Source organism: Amycolatopsis sp. cmx-11-12 (assembly GCF_046269425.1).
Classification (GTDB): Bacteria; Actinomycetota; Actinomycetes; order Mycobacteriales; family Pseudonocardiaceae; genus Amycolatopsis.
Genome location: NZ_JADNQM010000003.1, coordinates 354,823 through 371,075, shown reverse-complemented (window position 1 = coordinate 371,075; position 16,253 = coordinate 354,823). Strand labels below are relative to the sequence as shown.

The following is a 16,253-nucleotide window of genomic DNA, read 5'->3' as shown; positions in this document are numbered from 1 at the left end:
TGCCTGTGCAATGAAGGACGCTTTCATAGCAAATTTTGCTATGAAAGCGTCCTTCATTGCACGCCGGGTGCCTCAGACGACGTGTTCGCAGTTGCGGGCCCCGTTCCGCACCGCGAGCTCGCTCACCGCGTTCATCTGGGTGTCCGAGGCACCCATCAAAGTGGCCGAGCGGGCCCCGTCCCCCGAGAACCGCTCGCCCGCCTCGACGTACCGGCGGACGGCCGCCAAGAACTCCTCCCGCGCCGATGCCGCCCCTCCCGGCACCGTGCGGACCCCCGTCGCCCCCTTGAGGACGTCCTTGGCGTCGTCCACCTTCGTCGCGACGTAGTGCTGCCACTTGCGCAGCTCCGTCGCGACGTCCCCCTTCGGATCCGGCCAGTAGCGCTGGATCGCCGCGCTGCTGTCCGACTCCACCTGTACGCAGACGCGGTCCACGGCGCGGTAGAACTCGTCCGGCGAGGCCGCGACCGCGAGCCGCTCCGGTGCCACGGCGACACACACCGCGGCGAAGCAGGCCAAGGCCGTCCCGAACGCCAGTTCCTCCACCACTCCGACCCCCAGGAACCGAGTTTTTGAACAGGTTCAACTCGCTCAGGCTATGGCTCCGCCCGGTACGGGGTCAAGAAGTTTTTTGAACGCGTTCAGACGAAGCGGCGGCGACCGGCGAAGGCGCCGAAGGTCATCTGTGCGACGAAGACGACGAGCATCATGATCCACGGCACGGTCCAGCCGTGGGTGAGGTCGTGGAGCAGACCGAAGAGGAACGGCCCGACAGCAGCCATCAGGTAGCCGATGCCCTGCGCCATCCCCGAGAGTCGCGCGGTGTCCGCGCCGGTGCGCGCCCGCAGCGCGATCACCGTCAGCGCGAGCGAGAAGACGCTCATCCCGAGCCCGATGAGGAGGCACCAGAGCAGCGGTGAGGCGGCCGGGGCGACCATCATGCCGACCATGCCCGCGAAGCCGAAGACGCCGAGCCCGACGATCCACGGGCTCTGACTGTTGTGCCGCGCCGCCATCGGCGCCACCACGAGGCTGATCGGGACGGCGATGAGCGAGATCAGCCCGAGCAACAGTCCGGAATCACCCTTGCTTACTCCGGCGTCGATCATCACTTCCGGCAGCCAGCCCATCACGACGTAGGCCAAAAAGGCCTGAGTGCCGAAGAAAAGGGTGACCATCCACGCAAGGGGGCTCCGCAGGAGCGATGGCCCGCTACCCTGCTTGCCTGCCTCGGCAACGGGCGCACGCCCGGTACCGCGGGCTGCGAGAATCCAGACGAGGAGTGCGAGCACCGCCAGCACCGACCAGGCGCCGAGACCTTGACGCCAGCCGCCGAACGCGCTCTCCAGGGGAGGGGTGAGCGCGGACCCCAGGGCGCCTCCGCCCTGAAGAGCGGCGGTGTACACGCCGGTCATCATGCCAACACGCGCAGGGAAGGAGTCCTTGATGACGACTGGGATCAGCACGTTCGCCAGTGCGATTCCCGCCGTGGCCACCAGGGTTCCCCCGAGCACGACGTACGGGCCGTCGAGCACCCTCAGCACCAGTCCGACGGCCAGCACCGACAGCGCGGACGCGATGGCCACGCCGACACCGAACCGGCGGGCCAGCGCGGGAGCGGTGAGCCCGGCGGCGGCGAAACACAGGCCAGGGAGTGTGGTGAGCACGCCGGCCCAGGTCGCCGTGGCGCCGAGGTCGTCGCGCATCTCACCGAGGATCGGGCCGACGCTGGTGATCGCCGGGCGCAGGTTGAGGGCGACCAGGATGACCGCGACGCCGAGCAGGACGCCGCCGGAGATCACTCCCGGCCGCCACTCCGTCTCGATCGAGCCTTCGAGTTCAAGACGATCGTCGAACGGGGAAACGGGTTCTCGGGAGTCGACACGCACGTCGGCTAGTATCACATACATAGGATGATTGGATGAAGGGACAACGCTGTGCCATTGGCCACCACGCGCCGTGCCGGCCTGGTCGATCAGGTCATAGAGCAGCTGCGTGACGCCGTCACGCAGGGAGAATGGCCCATCGGGCAGCGGATTCCGACCGAGCCGGAGCTGGCGGGACAGCTCGGTGTCGGCCGCAACACCGTCCGGGAAGCCGTTCGTGCGCTCGCCCACACGGGTCTGCTCGAGGTCCGGCAAGGCGACGGCACCTACGTGCGGGCGACGAGCGAGGTCTCGGGCGCGATCCGGCGGTTGTGCGGTTCGGAGCTGCGCGAGGTGCTGCAGGTACGACGCATCCTCGAGGTCGAAGGTGCCCGGCTCGCGGCCCTGTCGCGGACCGACGAGGAGGTCACCGAGCTCCGCTCACTGCTAGAACGCCGCAATCTCGAACTGCGGGAGCGCCACTGGGAGGATTTCGCCCGTCTCGACGCTGAATTCCACTTCGCCGTCGTCCAAAGTGGACATAACACCCTGCTGACCGAGATGTACCGAGGGCTCACCGAGGTGATCACGGCCAGCGTGGCCGCGACGTCGAACGTGACACCGGGAGGCGAATACCTGCCGGAGATCGGCCACGAGGGACTCGCCGAGGCCATCGCCGACGGCGACGCCGACCGGGCCGCCTCCGAGGCGTGCGGTTTCCTCGACGAGCTGCTCGCCAGGGTGGAGCGGGAAGAGAGCTGAAAGTACAAAAGGGCCCTTCACCGCATCGCATGCGGTGAAGGGCCCTTTCGGCTCACGTCAGGGCAGCGTGAGGATCTCGGCGCCGTCTTCGGTCACCACGAGGGTGTGCTCGAATTGGGCGGTCCACTTCTTGTCCTTGGTCGTGACGGTCCAGTCGTCGGCCCAGATGTCGTAGTCGATGGTGCCGAGGGTGATCATCGGCTCGATCGTGAAGGTCATGCCCTGCTCGATGACCGTGTCGACCGACGGCTCCTCGTAGTGCAGGACGGTCGGCGCGGTGTGGAACGCCGGCCCGACGCCGTGGCCGGTGAAGTCCCGCACGACGCCGTAGTCGAACCGCTTCGCGTACGCCTCGATGACGCGGCCGATCACGTTGAGCTGCCTGCCGGGGCGGACGGCTTTGATCGCGCGCATGGTCGCTTCGCGCGTGCGCTCGACCAGCAGCCGCGCCTCCTCGGAGACGTCACCCGCGAGGAACGTGGCGTTGGTGTCGCCGTGGACGCCGCCGATGAACGCGGTGACGTCGATGTTGCAGATGTCGCCGTCCTCGATCACCGTCGAGTCCGGGATGCCGTGGCAGATCACCTCGTTGAGCGAGGTGCAGCACGACTTCGGGAACGCGCGGTAGCCGAGGGTGGACGGATACGCGTGGTTGTCCAGCAGGAACTCGTGGATCACCTTGTCGATGTCGTCGGTGGTCGCGCCGGGTTTGACGGCCTTGCCGCCTTCCTCGAGCGCCTGCGCCGCGATCCGGCTCGCGACGCGCATCGCCTCGATCACCTCGGGCGTGCGGACCCCGTTGCCCGTGTCGCGTTTCGGCGCCGGCCGGTCGACGTACTCGGGGCGGGCGATGCTGGCGGGGACGACTCGCCTCGGCGTCTGGACGCCGGGCTTCAAGGGGGAACGAACGGACATGAGTCCAGCCTACGACCTGGTCGCTAACCGAGTCCCGCCAGGAAGCGCTGGGCGGCCTCGACCGCGGGTTTGGACGTCCCCCCGTCGGTGACCAGCACCGCGAAGGCCAGGTCGCCGGTGTAGCCGACGAACCAGCCGTGCGAACGCGTCCCGTCGCCGAACTGGGCGGTCCCGGTCTTGCCCCGAACCTCGGGCAGGGGCTTGAGCAGGGTCGCCGTGCCGTCGGTGACGACCTCGCGCATCATCCCGCGGACGGCGTCGAGCACCTCCGGCCGGATCGGCTTCCCGAGCCCGGACGACGTCGTGGTCATCCCCCGCACCAGCGTCGGCACTGGGACCTTCCCCGCCTGAACCGTCGCGGCGGCGACCGCCAGCCCGAACGGGCTCGCCACGACGGTCCCCTGACCGAAGCCGCTCTCCGCCCGCTGCGCGACGGTGTTCGACGGCGGCACCGAACCGGTGATCGTGGTCAGTCCCGGGATCACGAAGTCGGCGCCGATGCCGAGGTCGCGCGCGGCGTCCGTCAGCGCGGCAGGCGGCAGGTCGGTCGAGAGCTTCGCGAACGTCGTGTTGCAGGATTTGGCGAACGCGGTCGACAGCGGGACGACGCCGAGCGCGAATTTGCCCTCGTTCGGCACCGTCCGGTTCTCGAAGGTGGCCGTGCCGGGGCAGTCGACGGGGCTGCTCGCCTGCACCGTGCCCGCGGTCAGCGCCGCGACGGCGGTGGCCATCTTGAACGTGGAGCCCGGCGGGAACCGGCCGCTGAGCGCGATCGCGCCCTGCGTGTCGGCCGGGGCGTTCTGCCCCACGGCCAGGAGTTCGCCGGTCGACGGCTGGATCGCGACCAGCGCGGAAGCCGTCGGCAGCGAGGCGAGCGCCCGCTCCGCGGACCCCTGGGCCTTCACGCTGAGCGTGCTGACGACCGCCGGAGCCGGTTTGGGGTGTTCGGTGTGCAGGTCGATGATCTCGCCACCGCCCGTGTCGAGCGTGACGACCCGCCAGCCCGCCGAGCCCTCCACCTGGTCCTCGACGAGCGAGCGGACGGCGGGCAGTACCTGCTTGCCGAAGTTCTTGTCGTCGGGCAGCAACCGGTCCTGCTGGCCGAACCGGACGCCGGGCAGGTCGTAGATCTCGGGTTTCACCTGTTGGTAGTCGTTCGCGCGCAGGCTGATCACCGGATAGCCGGAACCTGGCTTGAGCGTCTTCACCCCGTCGCGGATCGACTGGCCGGTCACCGAGGCGTCGAACCGGCCGAGCACCGCGCCGAGTTTGTCGGAGACCGCCACCAGGTCCCCCGCCTTCGCCGGGTCGAGCACCACGCCGACGACGGTCTGCGGGCGCAGCAACGGCATCCCGTCACGGTCGAGCACCGGCGCGAGGTCCGGTGGTTCGGACTTCAGCGTGATGGTCTGCTGCACGGCCAGTTGCGGATGGAGCGCCGTCGGCAGCCACCGCACCTTCCAGCCGTCCTGAGTGGAATGGACCTGAGCGTCGGCCTTGTACGTCCAGACACGGCCGCGCGGGAGGTTCCAGGTGAGCTGATAGGTCGCCGTCCCGTTGTCCGCCCCGGACGAATGCTGAACCTTCGTGTCCGCGACCTTGATCGACTCGGGGGAAAGCGCCTTCCGCACCATCTCCAAGGACGCGCGCGCGGCGTCCGGCGAATCGGTGAAGAAGGCCGCGGCGGCGACGTCGCCGGAGGAGAGCCCGTCGAGGAAGCCCGAGACGGCGTCATCGGGACCGGAATCGGCGAAGAGTCCGCAACCGGCGGCCGAAAGGGCCACCACCCCCGCGAGCACGACGACGGCGACACGACGACCTGCTGGCATGCAACGGATCCTGCCAGCCCCGGCGGCTTTCCGACCGAACGCAACGCCGGTCTAGTGTCCTGCGCCGGAGGTTCGTGCGTCCATCGGGAACCTGGATCAAACCCCGCACTCACGTGATCAGAGCCGTATTTCACGTGCTCAGAGGCGGATCTCGCGTGCTTGGAGACCGCACACGCGAGTTACGGCTACAAGCACGTGAGTCACGTTTCTGAGCACGTGAGTTCGGCGAACAGGGTCACCGTGCTTGCCCGCGTACTTACGACACGGACTTCGGACTCAGGACACTAGCTGTGTCCTCTAAAAAAGAACCGTCGCATACTGCCCGACCTGCTGGAAGCCGATCCTGCGATAGGCGGCGAGCGCCGGGCTGTTGTAGGCGTTGACGTACAGGCTCGCGGTGCGGCCAAGGCCGCGGACGAGCCTGGTCACCACGGACGCCGTCCCGGCGGTGCCGAGGCCGCCGCCGCGGCGTTCCGGATGCACCCAGACTCCCTGGATCTGGCCGACCGTGGACGACATCGCGCCGATCTCGGCCTTGAAGACGACCTCGCCGTCTTCGAACCGCGCGAACGCGCGGCCGCCCGCGATCAGTTCCGCGACGCGGGCGCGATACCCGGCGCCGCCGTCGCCGTTGCGGGGATCGACACCGACCTCTTCGATGAACATCGCGATCGCGGCCGGAAGATACCTGTCGAGTTCCTCCGGGCGTACCGCGCGGACCAGCGGATCGGCGGCCACGTGCGGGACCCCGTCCAGCGCCATCAGCGGCTGGTCTTGCCGTACTTCGCGGGCGGGGCCCCATTCGGGCTCGAGTTCGTCCCACAGCCCGATGACCTGCTCCGCGTGGCCGACGAGCGAAGAACAGCTCCGCTGGCGGCGCAGGGCTCGGTCGGCGAAGGAACGCAAGGCGGAGGCATTGCCGCGCAAGGGAATCAGGTTCGGCCCGGAGAAGCACAACCCCTGGAGCCTGCCCGCCCGCACGGGACGGGAGTCGGCGGCCCAAAGCTCACCACCGAGCCGCCAGGGGTCGAGACCCGCGGTCTCCACCCTGGCACTCACCATGCAGCTGCCGACCGGGTCCGCGGCGAGCGCGGCACGGACCGCCGGATAGTCCCGATCATCGAGCAGCCGTGCACCTGCAAGCCGCAACACCACTCCAGGGTGCCAGATCGACGGCGTAAACGGAACGCAAGCTTTACGACACGCTGAGAGAACCTTGGCTGGTGGGGGCGCCCAAGTGTTATGAACGGTCCGTTCATCACAGATTTCTGTAATGAACGGACCGTTCATAACGTGGTCTCGACCACTCAGCCGACCGTGACGGTGGGCTCTCCCTCGCCGATCGTCTGGCCCGACTCCTCGGCGATCCGCATGGCCTCTTCGATCAGCGTCTCGACGATCGCGTGCTCGGGCACGGTCTTGATGACCTCGCCCTTGACGAAGATCTGGCCCTTGCCATTACCCGAAGCGACGCCGAGGTCGGCCTCGCGTGCCTCACCCGGACCGTTGACGACGCAGCCCATGACCGCGACGCGCAGCGGGATCTCCATGCCCTCGAGCCCGGCGGTCACCTGCTCGGCGAGCGTGTAGACGTCCACCTGCGCGCGGCCGCAAGACGGGCACGAGACGATCTCGAGCTTGCGCTCCTTGAGGTTCAGCGACTGCAGGATCTGGATCCCGACCTTGACCTCTTCCACCGGCGGCGCCGACAGCGAGACGCGGATGGTGTCGCCGATGCCCTGCCGCAGCAGCGCACCGAAGGCCACGGCCGACTTGATGGTGCCCTGGAACGCCGGTCCCGCCTCGGTCACGCCGAGGTGCAGCGGGTAGTCGCACTGCTCGGCCAGGATCTCGTACGCGCGCACCATGACGACCGGGTCGTTGTGCTTCACGGAGATCTTGACGTCGTAGAAGTCGTGTTCGGCGAACAGCGACGCCTCCCACAGCGCCGACTCGGCCAGCGCCTCCGGGGTCGCCTTGCCGTATTTGTCCATGATCCGCTTGTCCAGCGAACCCGCGTTGACGCCGATCCGGATCGGGGTGCCGTGGTCCTTCGCGGCCCGCGCGATCTCCTTGACCTGGTCGTCGAACTTGCGGATGTTGCCCGGGTTCACCCGGACGGCCGCGCAGCCGGCCTCGATCGCGGCGAAGACGTACTTCGGCTGGAAGTGGATGTCGGCGATCACCGGGATCTGCGACTTCCTGGCGATCGCGGACAGCGCCTCGGCGTCGTCCGCGGACGGGCACGCGACCCGCACGATGTCACAGCCCGCAGCGGTCAGTTCGGCGATCTGCTGCAGGGTCGCGTTGACGTCGGAGGTGAGTGTGGTGGTCATCGACTGCACCGAAATCGGGTGCTCGCTCCCGACGCCGACCGGCCCGACCTGCAGCTGTCGGGTCTTACGACGCTCGGAGAGGACGGGAGGAGGAAGCGCTGGCATACCTAGAGCGACAGTCACGCCTTCAAGCGTACCTACCCCGATCGGCGGACATACACGACGTCAGCCGTCACGGTGAGCAGCATTACCTGGGCAGCCCAACGGTACTGACAGCGCGCTCCGTAATCGGGGCTCCCCGTCACTGGAACAGCTTGACCGGGTTCACGATGTCGGCGGTGACAGTGAGCAGAGTCACCGCGCCGCCGAGGAAAACGAGCACCATCGTGACGGCGGAAAGCTTCGTGTAGTCGACCGGACCGCCCGCCGCCTTGCCCCGCATTTTCCGGAACCAGTCCCGGACCCGCTCGTACCAGACGACCGCGATATGCCCGCCGTCGAGCGGGAGCAGCGGCAGCAGGTTGAACACGCCGATGAAGAAGTTCAGGCTCGCCAGCAGGAGAACGAAGATCTCCCACAGACCGCGCTCGGCGGCCTCACCGCCGATGCGGCTGGCGCCGACCACGCTGACCGGGGTGTTCGGGTCGCGCTCGCCGCCGAAGATGGAATCCACCACCGCGGGGATCCGCGACGGGAACTCGATCAGCCGTTTGGCGGTCTCGGAGAACATCGTGCCGGTGAAGCTGAACGTCGCCCCGACCGCGTCGACCGGGCCGTAGGTCAGCATCGGCGGCGCGGTGTTCTGGATCGGCGAGGCGCCGATCATGCCGACGTCCTTGACCGTGGTGTTGTTGGAACCGTCGGCGACCAGCCGCTGCACCCGCGGCACGTCGACGGTCAGGTTCACCTGCTGTCCGTTCCGCTCGACCACGAACGGCGTCGGGCCGCCTGCGACCTGGACGGCGGCGAGCATGTCGCGCCAGGTCTTCACCGGCTTGCCCGCGACGGACAGGACCTTGTCGCCCGCCTGGAGGCCGGCGGTCTTCGCGGGGGTCGGAGCGCCGGGCGGGCAGGTCGTGTCGTTCAGCTGCTCCATCGTGGTGGCCGCACGGGCGCACGACGTGGCGCTGATCACCGCCTCGGTGGGGGCGGCCTGCGCGGCCGGGTTCGGCAGGCCCATGGTGACGGCCATCAGGTAGAGAATGATGAAACCGAGGATGAAGTGCATCGCCGAGCCCGCCGACATGACGACGGTGCGCTTCCAGGTCTTGAAGCGCCACATCGCGCGCTTCGACTCCTCCGGCGTGACCTCGTCGAGCGCGGTCATGCCCGCGATGTCGCAGAAGCCGCCGAGCGGGATCCACTTGACGCCGTACTCGGTCTCGCCGCGCCGGAAGGAGAAGATCGTCGGCCCGAAGCCGATGAAGTAGCGCCGGACCTTCATGCCGAAGGCCTTGGCCGCCCACATGTGGCCGGCCTCGTGCAGGGCGACGGACAGGCAGATGCCCAGCGCGAACAGCACGATCCCGAGAATGAACCAGAGCACGCGCTACTTCCCCTTACCGATCAGCGCACCGGCACGCGCGCGAGCCCAGCGCTCGGCAGCAAGTACGTCATCAACGTCGCGAGGTTCGCGACGCCATTCGTCGGCGGCTTCCACCACCTGGGCAATAGTGTCCACAATCGAGGTGAAGCCGGTGTTCTGTGCCAGGAAAGCGGCGACCAATTCCTCGTTCGCGGCGTTGTAGACCGCCGGGACGCAGCCGCCAACGGTCCCAGCGTGCCTGGCCAGCTCGACAGCGGGGAACGCGTCGTTGTCCAGCGGTTCGAAGGTCCAGCTCGCGGGCTTGTCCCAGACGCACGCGGCAGCAGCTTCCGGAACGCGGTCCGGCCAGTGCAGGGCCAGCGCGATGGGCAGCCGCATGTCGGGCGGGCTGGCCTGGGCGATCGTCGAGCCGTCCACGAACGTCACCATCGAGTGGATGATCGACTGCGGGTGGACGACCACGTCGATGCGGTCGGTCTCGATGTCGAACAGGAGCTTCGCCTCGATCAGCTCCAGCCCCTTGTTGACCAAAGTGGACGAGTTGATCGTGATGAGCGGGCCCATCGACCAGGTCGGATGCGCCATCGCTTGCTCGACGGTGACGTCGGCAAGCTCCTCACGTTTGCGGCCGCGGAACGGGCCACCCGATGCGGTGAGGACGAGCCTCGCGACCTCGGCCTCCCGGCCGGCGCGCAGGGCCTGGGCGATCGCGGAGTGCTCGGAGTCGACCGGGACGATCTGGCCGGGCTTGGCCGCGGCCAGTACCAGGGGGCCGCCCGCGATCAGCGACTCCTTGTTCGCGAGCGCGAGTGTGGCGCCGGTGGCCAGCGCGCGCAGCGTCGGCGGGAGCCCCTGGGAACCGGGGAGCGCGTTGAGGACGACGTCGACCGGGGTGGTGTCGATCATCTCGATGACGGCGTCGGCCCCGGCGAAGATGCGCGGGAGCTTGAAGTCGCCGCTGGAGTAGCCGCGCTTCTGTGCCTCGGCGTACAGCGCGAGCTGCAGGTCTTCCACGGCTGTCGGCCTGCTGACGGCGACGGCGTCGACCTGGTGCGCCAGGGCCTGCGCGGCCAGCGCGGCGGGGTCGGAGCCGCCCGCGGCGATCCCGGCGACCCGGAACAGGTCCGGGTTACGGGCCGCGACGTCGAGGGCCTGGGCGCCGACCGAGCCGGTCGAACCGAGCACGAGCACACTTCGCGAGGTAGTCATCGGGGCTCATTGTCGCTTGGGGCCCATCCGGCGCGTGCAGCCAGGTGTGGGATCATTCGCTGGCAAGTGAACCACCGGGTCTTGAGGAGTTGATCGTGGCGAGCAAGGCGGTCGAAAAGCGTGGCCGGGTGGGCGTCGACACCGTCGATCCCCGCGACGAGCCGTCGGCCGAATGGGGCTGGCACGGCTCCTTCCCGAAGGCGACGCGGATCGCGGGCTGGCTGAGCGCGATCATCCTGCTGGTGATGCTGTACGGCAACCACCACGGCTGGACCGAGAACCTGTGGCTGATCGGCCTGTCCCTGCTGATGGTGTTCGGGCTGGTGCTCGACATGCGCAAGCAGCGCACGGCCTGGCGCAAGTAGTTCCTTCACGGCCTTACCGGCCCCTGTTCTCCGTCGAGGGCAGGGGCCATTTGCCGTCCTGGGCCCAGAGTTCGTTGACGATCTTGACCGCGTCGTCGGCCTCGACCCCGTAGCGATGCCGGTACTTCGCCGCCGGCCGCTGGATCGCCGCGGCGACGTCCCCGATGGCGACGTTGTTCCACGTGCCGTTGGGAAAGAACTGCCGCATCACCGCGAGGAACCGGCCGGTCGCCCAGACCGGGTCGGTCCGCTGCTCGAAGGATCCCCAGCTGGCGCGTTGCTGGAAGAGCCCGACCGAATCGCCGAGGCCGCCGTCGAGGTTGGCGATGCTCGACTCGACGATCACCGTGGCGATCGCGATGGCCGCGGCGCGTTCGGTGAGGCCCGATCTCTGGACGGTTTCGACCACGACTCTCGCGCACGAGGTGTTGTAGGGATTCATGTAGCCGCGCATCTTGGTGCCGAGTTGCTGGTTGAGGGCTCCCGCCGTGTCAGCGTCGTCGGCCGACGCGCCGGCTTGGACGCAGGGCAGGGCGATGTGGTCGACCTGGTCCGGGCGGATTTCGGTGGGCGGAATCAAGACGAGGGCGAGGGCGAGGTACGCGGCGGTGAACATGCGGCTCCGTTAGTCGTGAGTGGCGACTGGTGTTCTAACCCGAATCGCCGCTCACGACCACCCGGACCCATGCCTCACAGCCACCCTCACCCGCCCGATGTACATGAAGGCCCCTCTGTGACTGCTGATGCACCTGGGGCGGACGTGGCGATCAACCAGGGTAGTGAAGGCCTCCTTCACTACCTTCAGGGTAGGTAAGGAGGCCTTCACGGACCGAACCCGCGATCAACCGCAGCCAGAATCGCCACTCACAACCACTCGACCGCAGCAGGTGCAGCGCGACCCGCGTGAACCGCTACCCGACGACCACCCGTTTGAGTTAGGTTCCCCCTCATGAAGCTGCGCTGGGGTGTCACCGCTGTCGTTTCCGCTCTCGCCGCCGTCCTGCTGCCGGGTGTCGCCTCGGCCGCACCGGCTTCGGCCTCCTTGCCGATCGTGCGTTGCGAGTTCACGCCGACGCCGGAGAACCCCGCCGCCCGGCCGGTGCTGCGTCCGCTCCCCTTCGCGCTGACCCGCGGCACCATCGACGTCACGTTCCGGTTCAACTACGGCCCCGTGACCGTGCGCCTGAACCGCGCGGGCGCCGCCCCGTGCGCCGCGCACAACCTGGCGAGCTTGGCCCTGCAGCGCTTCTACGACCACAGCCAGTGCTGGCGCCTGACGAACTCCTCGCGCCTCGGTGTCCTGCAGTGCGGCGACATCTACGAAGCCGAGAAGGGCGGTCCTGGCTACAAGTTCCCGGACGAGGTCGACGGCACCGAGACCTACGAACGCGGCACCATCGCCATGGGCAACCAGGGCCCCGGCACCAACGGCAGCGAGTTCTTCATCGTGCACTCGTTCGCGAACATCCCGAAGAACTACTCGGTGATGGGCAAGGTCGTGCGCGGCATGGAGGTCCTGGACCGGATCGTCGCGAACGGCATCATCCCGACGGATCCGAACGGTCCCGCCGATGGGCTGCCCGCGAAGCCGGTGAAGATCCAGAAGGCGACCGTCGGTTTCTAAGGCGAAGCGTCCAATGCCGGCGCGGTCTCAGTATCTGAGAGGACGGGGGTCGCGCCTTTTCGCTGCCCAGGCGAGCCTCGGGCTCGTTCTCGAGTGACCTCTGAGCGCGAGCCGAGTCCGAGAGCGGGTCGATCCGGTAAGCTCTCCGAAGGTCGAGAGGCGCTGCAACGGACCGATGGGTCCGCCACGCTCGGCCCCGTACCTCACCGCAAGGGCGCCTCCCACGACATGGGAGGAGCTCTGGATGAAAACGACCACCCTGCGGAAGCTGCTGGATGAGCGCATCGTCGTGCTCGACGGCGCTTGGGGGTCGATGCTCCAGAACGCCGGCCTCAAGCCAGAGGACTACCGCACCGAGCGGTTCCAGGAACACCCCCGTGACATCACCGGCGACCCCGACCTGCTGAACATCACCAGGCCGGACGTCGTGCGTGACATCCACCGCCAGTATCTCGACGCCGGCGCGGACATCACGACGACGAACACGTTCACCGCCACCACCATCGGCCAGGCGGATTACGGGCTCGAGGATCTCGCGTACGAGATGAACCTCCGCGGCGCCCAGATCGCGCGTGAGGCGGCGGACGCGGCGGGCGGGAAGTTCGTCGCCGGGTCGGTCGGGCCGCTGAACGTCACGCTGTCGCTGTCGCCCAAGGTCGAGGACCCGGCGTTCCGCGCGGTGACCTTCGACGAGGTCTACGCGGCGTACGCGGACCAGATCAAGGCGCTCGCCGAGGGCGGCGTCGATTTGCTGCTGATCGAGACGATCTTCGACACCCTCAACTGCAAGGCCGCGATCTCCGCCGCCCGCGACGTCGCGCCGCATCTGCCGCTGTGGATCTCGGTCACGATCGTCGACCTGAGCGGCCGGACGCTGTCCGGGCAGACGGTCGAGGCCTTCTGGAGTTCCATCGAGCACGCGGAACCACTGCTGGTCGGGGTCAACTGTTCGCTCGGCGCCGAGGAAATGCGCCCGCACATCGCCGAACTGTCCCGCCTCGCGGGTACGTACACCGCCTGTCACCCCAACGCCGGCCTGCCGAACGCGTTCGGCGGGTACGACCAGACGCCTGAGGAGACCGGCGGGCTGCTCGGCGATTTCGCCACCTCCGGGATGGTCAACGTCGTCGGCGGCTGCTGCGGCACGACTCCCGCGCACATCAAGGAGATCGCCGACGCCGTTCGCGGGATGGAGCCGCGGAACGTCCCGGCTCGGAAGGCGAGCACCCGGTTCAGCGGGCTCGAGCCGTTCGAGATCGGCAAGGACACCGGGTTCGTCATGATCGGTGAGCGGACCAACGTCACCGGATCCGCCAAGTTCCGCAAGCTGATCGAGGCCGACGACCACCAGGCCGCCGTCGACGTCGCGCTGGAGCAGGTCCGCGGCGGGGCGAACCTGCTGGACGTCAACATGGACGCCGACCTGCTCGACAGCGAAAAAGCGATGACCACCTTCCTCAACCTCATCGCCACCGAACCCGAGGTCGCCCGGCTGCCGATCATGATCGACAGCTCGCGCTGGACGGTCCTCGAAGCAGGGCTGAAGTGCGTGCAGGGCAAGGGAGTCGTCAACTCCATCAGCCTCAAGGAAGGCGAGGAGCAGTTCCTCCAGCAGGCCCGGCGCATCCGCGACTACGGCGCGGGCGTGGTCGTGATGGCCTTCGACGAGCAGGGCCAGGCCGACACCGCCGACCGCAAGGTCGCGATCTGTGGCCGCGCCTACGACCTGCTGACGCAGAAGGCCGGTTTCGTCGCCGAGGACATCATCTTCGACCCGAACGTGCTCGCCGTCGCGACCGGTATCTCCGAGCACAACGGGTATGCCAAGGCGTTCATCGACGCGCTGCCGCGGATCAAGGAACGCTGCCCCGGTGTGCGCATCAGCGGCGGTATCTCGAACCTCTCGTTCTCCTTCCGCGGCAACAACGTCGTGCGCGAGGCGATGCACTCGGCCTTCCTGCTGTACGCGGTGCGCGCGGGACTGGACATGGGCATCGTCAACGCCGGCCAGCTCGCGGTCTACGAGGACATTCCCAAGGATCTGCTGGAACTGGTCGAGGACGTGCTCTTCGACCGTCGCGAGGACGCCACCGACAGGCTGGTCACCTTCGCGGAAACGGTCAATGGCAAGGGAACACAGCGCGTCATCGACCTGTCCTGGCGCGAAGGTACGGTCGAGGCACGCCTCAGCCACGCGCTGGTGCACGGCATCGTCGACTACATCGAAGACGACACCGAGGAAGCCCGGCAGAAGCTGCCGAAGCCGCTCGAGGTCATCGAGGGTCCTCTGATGGACGGCATGAAGATCGTCGGCGACCTGTTCGGGTCCGGGAAGATGTTCCTGCCGCAGGTGGTCAAGAGCGCTCGCGTGATGAAGCGGTCGGTGGCCTACCTCGAACCGTTCATGGAGGCCGAGAAGGAGAAGGCGCGCCTCGAAGGCCGGGTCGAAACCCGCCAGGGCAACGGAAAAGTCGTCCTGGCGACGGTCAAGGGTGACGTGCACGACATCGGCAAGAACATCGTCGGCGTCGTCCTCGGCTGCAACAACTACGAGGTGATCGACCTCGGCGTGATGGTCCAGGCCTCGGTCATCCTGGACACCGCCGTCTCCGAGGGTGCCGACGCCATCGGGCTTTCCGGCCTGATCACGCCGTCGCTGGACGAGATGGTCAACGTCGCCACCGAAATGGAGCGGCGCGGGCTGAAACTGCCGCTGCTGATCGGCGGCGCGACCACGTCACGCCAGCACACCGCGGTCCGCATCGCGCCCGCGTACGAGAACACGACAGTGCACGTCCTCGACGCCTCCCGCGTCGTCGGCGTCGTCGGTGACCTGCTCGACGCGGACCGCGCCGAAATACTCGACAAGAAGAACCGCGAGGATCAGGAACAGCTGCGTATCCAGCACGCGAACAAGCAGCGGACCCCGTTGCTGACGGTCGAGCAGGCCAGGGCCAACCCGGAGAAGGTCTCCTTCGACGAGGTCCCGACGCCCGCGTTCACCGGCGTCCGGTACGTGTCGCCGACGCTCACCGAACTGCGCGAGATGGTCGACTGGACCTTCCTGTTCCTGGCTTGGGAGCTGAAGGGCAAGTACCCGGCGATCCTCTCGAATCCGGTCGCGCAGGAACTGTTCGACGACGCGAACACCCTGATGGACCAGATCATCGCCGAGGAGCGGTTCCAAGCGAAGGGCGCGTACGCGTTCTGGCCCGCGCACTCCGAGGGTGACGACATCATCCTCGAGTCGGGCGTCACGTTCCCGATGCTGCGCCAGCAGACCAAGAAACCGCTGTCGCGGCCCAACCGCTGCCTGGCGGACTACATCGCGCCGGCGGGCGCGGGCGACCACCTCGGCGGGTTCGCGGTCACCATCCTCGGCGCCGAGGACTTCGCCGCCGAGTTCGAGGCGAAGCAGGACGACTATCGCGCCATCATGGTGAAGGCGCTCGCGGACAGGCTCGCCGAAGCGTTCGCGGAGTACATCCACCTCAAGGCGCGGCGGGACTGGTTCGAGCCGGACGCCGATCCGAAGCTGGAGGACCTGCACGCCGAAAGGTTCCGCGGTATCCGCCCGGCGCTCGGCTATCCGGCGAGCCCGGACCACAGCGAGAAGCAGGAGCTGTTCGACCTGCTCGACTCGGACCGCCTCGGGATGGCACTGACCGAATCCTTCGCGATGACGCCGGCGGCGAGTGTCAGCGGGCTGATCTTCGCCCACCCCGATTCGCGGTACTTCACCGTCGGACGGCTCGGCAAGGACCAGGTCGAGGACTACGCCGCCCGTCGCGGTCTCGAACTGTCCACTATGGAGCAATGGCTGCGCCCGAACCTCGCCTACGAACCCGAATGACACAATGAT

13 protein-coding genes are annotated in these 16,253 nt (G+C 67.9%); 4 read left to right on the top strand and 9 right to left on the bottom strand.

The window, feature by feature from the left end:
- Window positions 1-72: 72 nt before the first annotated feature.
- Together ACLARN_RS06305 and ACLARN_RS06300 are read right to left on the bottom strand one after the other, a co-directional pair.
- Complete coding sequence (locus ACLARN_RS06305) at window positions 73-549, bottom strand: hypothetical protein (RefSeq protein WP_409490329.1); 477 nt, start codon at window positions 547-549, stop codon at window positions 73-75.
- 92 nt (window positions 550-641) lie between these two features.
- The gene (locus ACLARN_RS06300) at window positions 642-1,889 is read right to left on the bottom strand and encodes a CynX/NimT family MFS transporter (RefSeq protein WP_409490328.1); all 1,248 of its coding nucleotides are present in this window, start codon (window positions 1,887-1,889) and stop codon (window positions 642-644) included.
- Between the two features lie 48 nt (window positions 1,890-1,937).
- Here ACLARN_RS06300 and ACLARN_RS06295 point away from each other — a divergent pair, with 48 nt between their 5' ends.
- Entirely contained in the window at window positions 1,938-2,627 is a 690-nt protein-coding gene (locus ACLARN_RS06295) for a FadR/GntR family transcriptional regulator (protein ID WP_409490327.1), read from the top strand.
- Between the two features lie 57 nt (window positions 2,628-2,684).
- On the opposite strand, the gene map is transcribed toward ACLARN_RS06295, so the two are convergent.
- The 6 genes from map to dxr form a co-directional block, all read right to left on the bottom strand.
- Window positions 2,685-3,542 carry a type I methionyl aminopeptidase gene (gene map, locus ACLARN_RS06290; RefSeq protein ID WP_409490326.1) on the bottom strand — a complete coding sequence of 286 codons (858 nt, stop codon included), beginning with the start codon at window positions 3,540-3,542 and terminating at the stop codon, window positions 2,685-2,687.
- Between the two features lie 23 nt (window positions 3,543-3,565).
- Window positions 3,566-5,371: a penicillin-binding transpeptidase domain-containing protein gene (locus tag ACLARN_RS06285; RefSeq protein WP_409490325.1), complete on the bottom strand. Its 1,806-nt coding sequence runs from the start codon at window positions 5,369-5,371 to the stop codon at window positions 3,566-3,568.
- Window positions 5,372-5,668: 297 nt separating this feature from the next.
- Entirely contained in the window at window positions 5,669-6,523 is an 855-nt protein-coding gene (locus tag ACLARN_RS06280; protein ID WP_409490324.1) for a GNAT family N-acetyltransferase, read from the bottom strand.
- Window positions 6,524-6,678: 155 nt separating this feature from the next.
- Window positions 6,679-7,830 carry a flavodoxin-dependent (E)-4-hydroxy-3-methylbut-2-enyl-diphosphate synthase gene (ispG, locus tag ACLARN_RS06275; protein WP_409490323.1) on the bottom strand — a complete coding sequence of 384 codons (1,152 nt, stop codon included), beginning with the start codon at window positions 7,828-7,830 and terminating at the stop codon, window positions 6,679-6,681.
- 118 nt (window positions 7,831-7,948) lie between these two features.
- On the bottom strand, window positions 7,949-9,193 hold the full coding sequence (locus ACLARN_RS06270; RefSeq protein ID WP_409490322.1) for a M50 family metallopeptidase: 1,245 nt from the start codon (window positions 9,191-9,193) through the stop codon (window positions 7,949-7,951).
- Window positions 9,194-9,196: 3 nt separating this feature from the next.
- A complete protein-coding gene (gene dxr / locus ACLARN_RS06265) occupies window positions 9,197-10,402 on the bottom strand; it encodes a 1-deoxy-D-xylulose-5-phosphate reductoisomerase (RefSeq protein ID WP_409490321.1) in 1,206 nt (401 codons plus the stop codon).
- A 95-nt stretch (window positions 10,403-10,497) separates the two neighbouring features.
- Between dxr and ACLARN_RS06260 the strand changes: the two genes are divergently transcribed.
- Window positions 10,498-10,767: a DUF2631 domain-containing protein gene (locus ACLARN_RS06260; RefSeq protein WP_409490320.1), complete on the top strand. Its 270-nt coding sequence runs from the start codon at window positions 10,498-10,500 to the stop codon at window positions 10,765-10,767.
- Between the two features lie 13 nt (window positions 10,768-10,780).
- Here the strand turns inward: ACLARN_RS06260 and ACLARN_RS06255 are convergent, their stop codons facing one another.
- Window positions 10,781-11,383 carry a hypothetical protein gene (locus ACLARN_RS06255; RefSeq protein WP_409490319.1) on the bottom strand — a complete coding sequence of 201 codons (603 nt, stop codon included), beginning with the start codon at window positions 11,381-11,383 and terminating at the stop codon, window positions 10,781-10,783.
- A 333-nt stretch (window positions 11,384-11,716) separates the two neighbouring features.
- Between ACLARN_RS06255 and ACLARN_RS06250 the strand changes: the two genes are divergently transcribed.
- The gene (locus ACLARN_RS06250) at window positions 11,717-12,391 is read left to right on the top strand and encodes a peptidylprolyl isomerase (protein ID WP_409490318.1); all 675 of its coding nucleotides are present in this window, start codon (window positions 11,717-11,719) and stop codon (window positions 12,389-12,391) included.
- A gap of 244 nt (window positions 12,392-12,635) precedes the next feature.
- Window positions 12,636-16,244, top strand: coding sequence for a methionine synthase (gene metH, locus ACLARN_RS06245; protein WP_409490317.1), 3,609 nt, complete (start codon window positions 12,636-12,638; stop codon window positions 16,242-16,244).
- Window positions 16,245-16,253 lie beyond the last annotated feature (9 nt).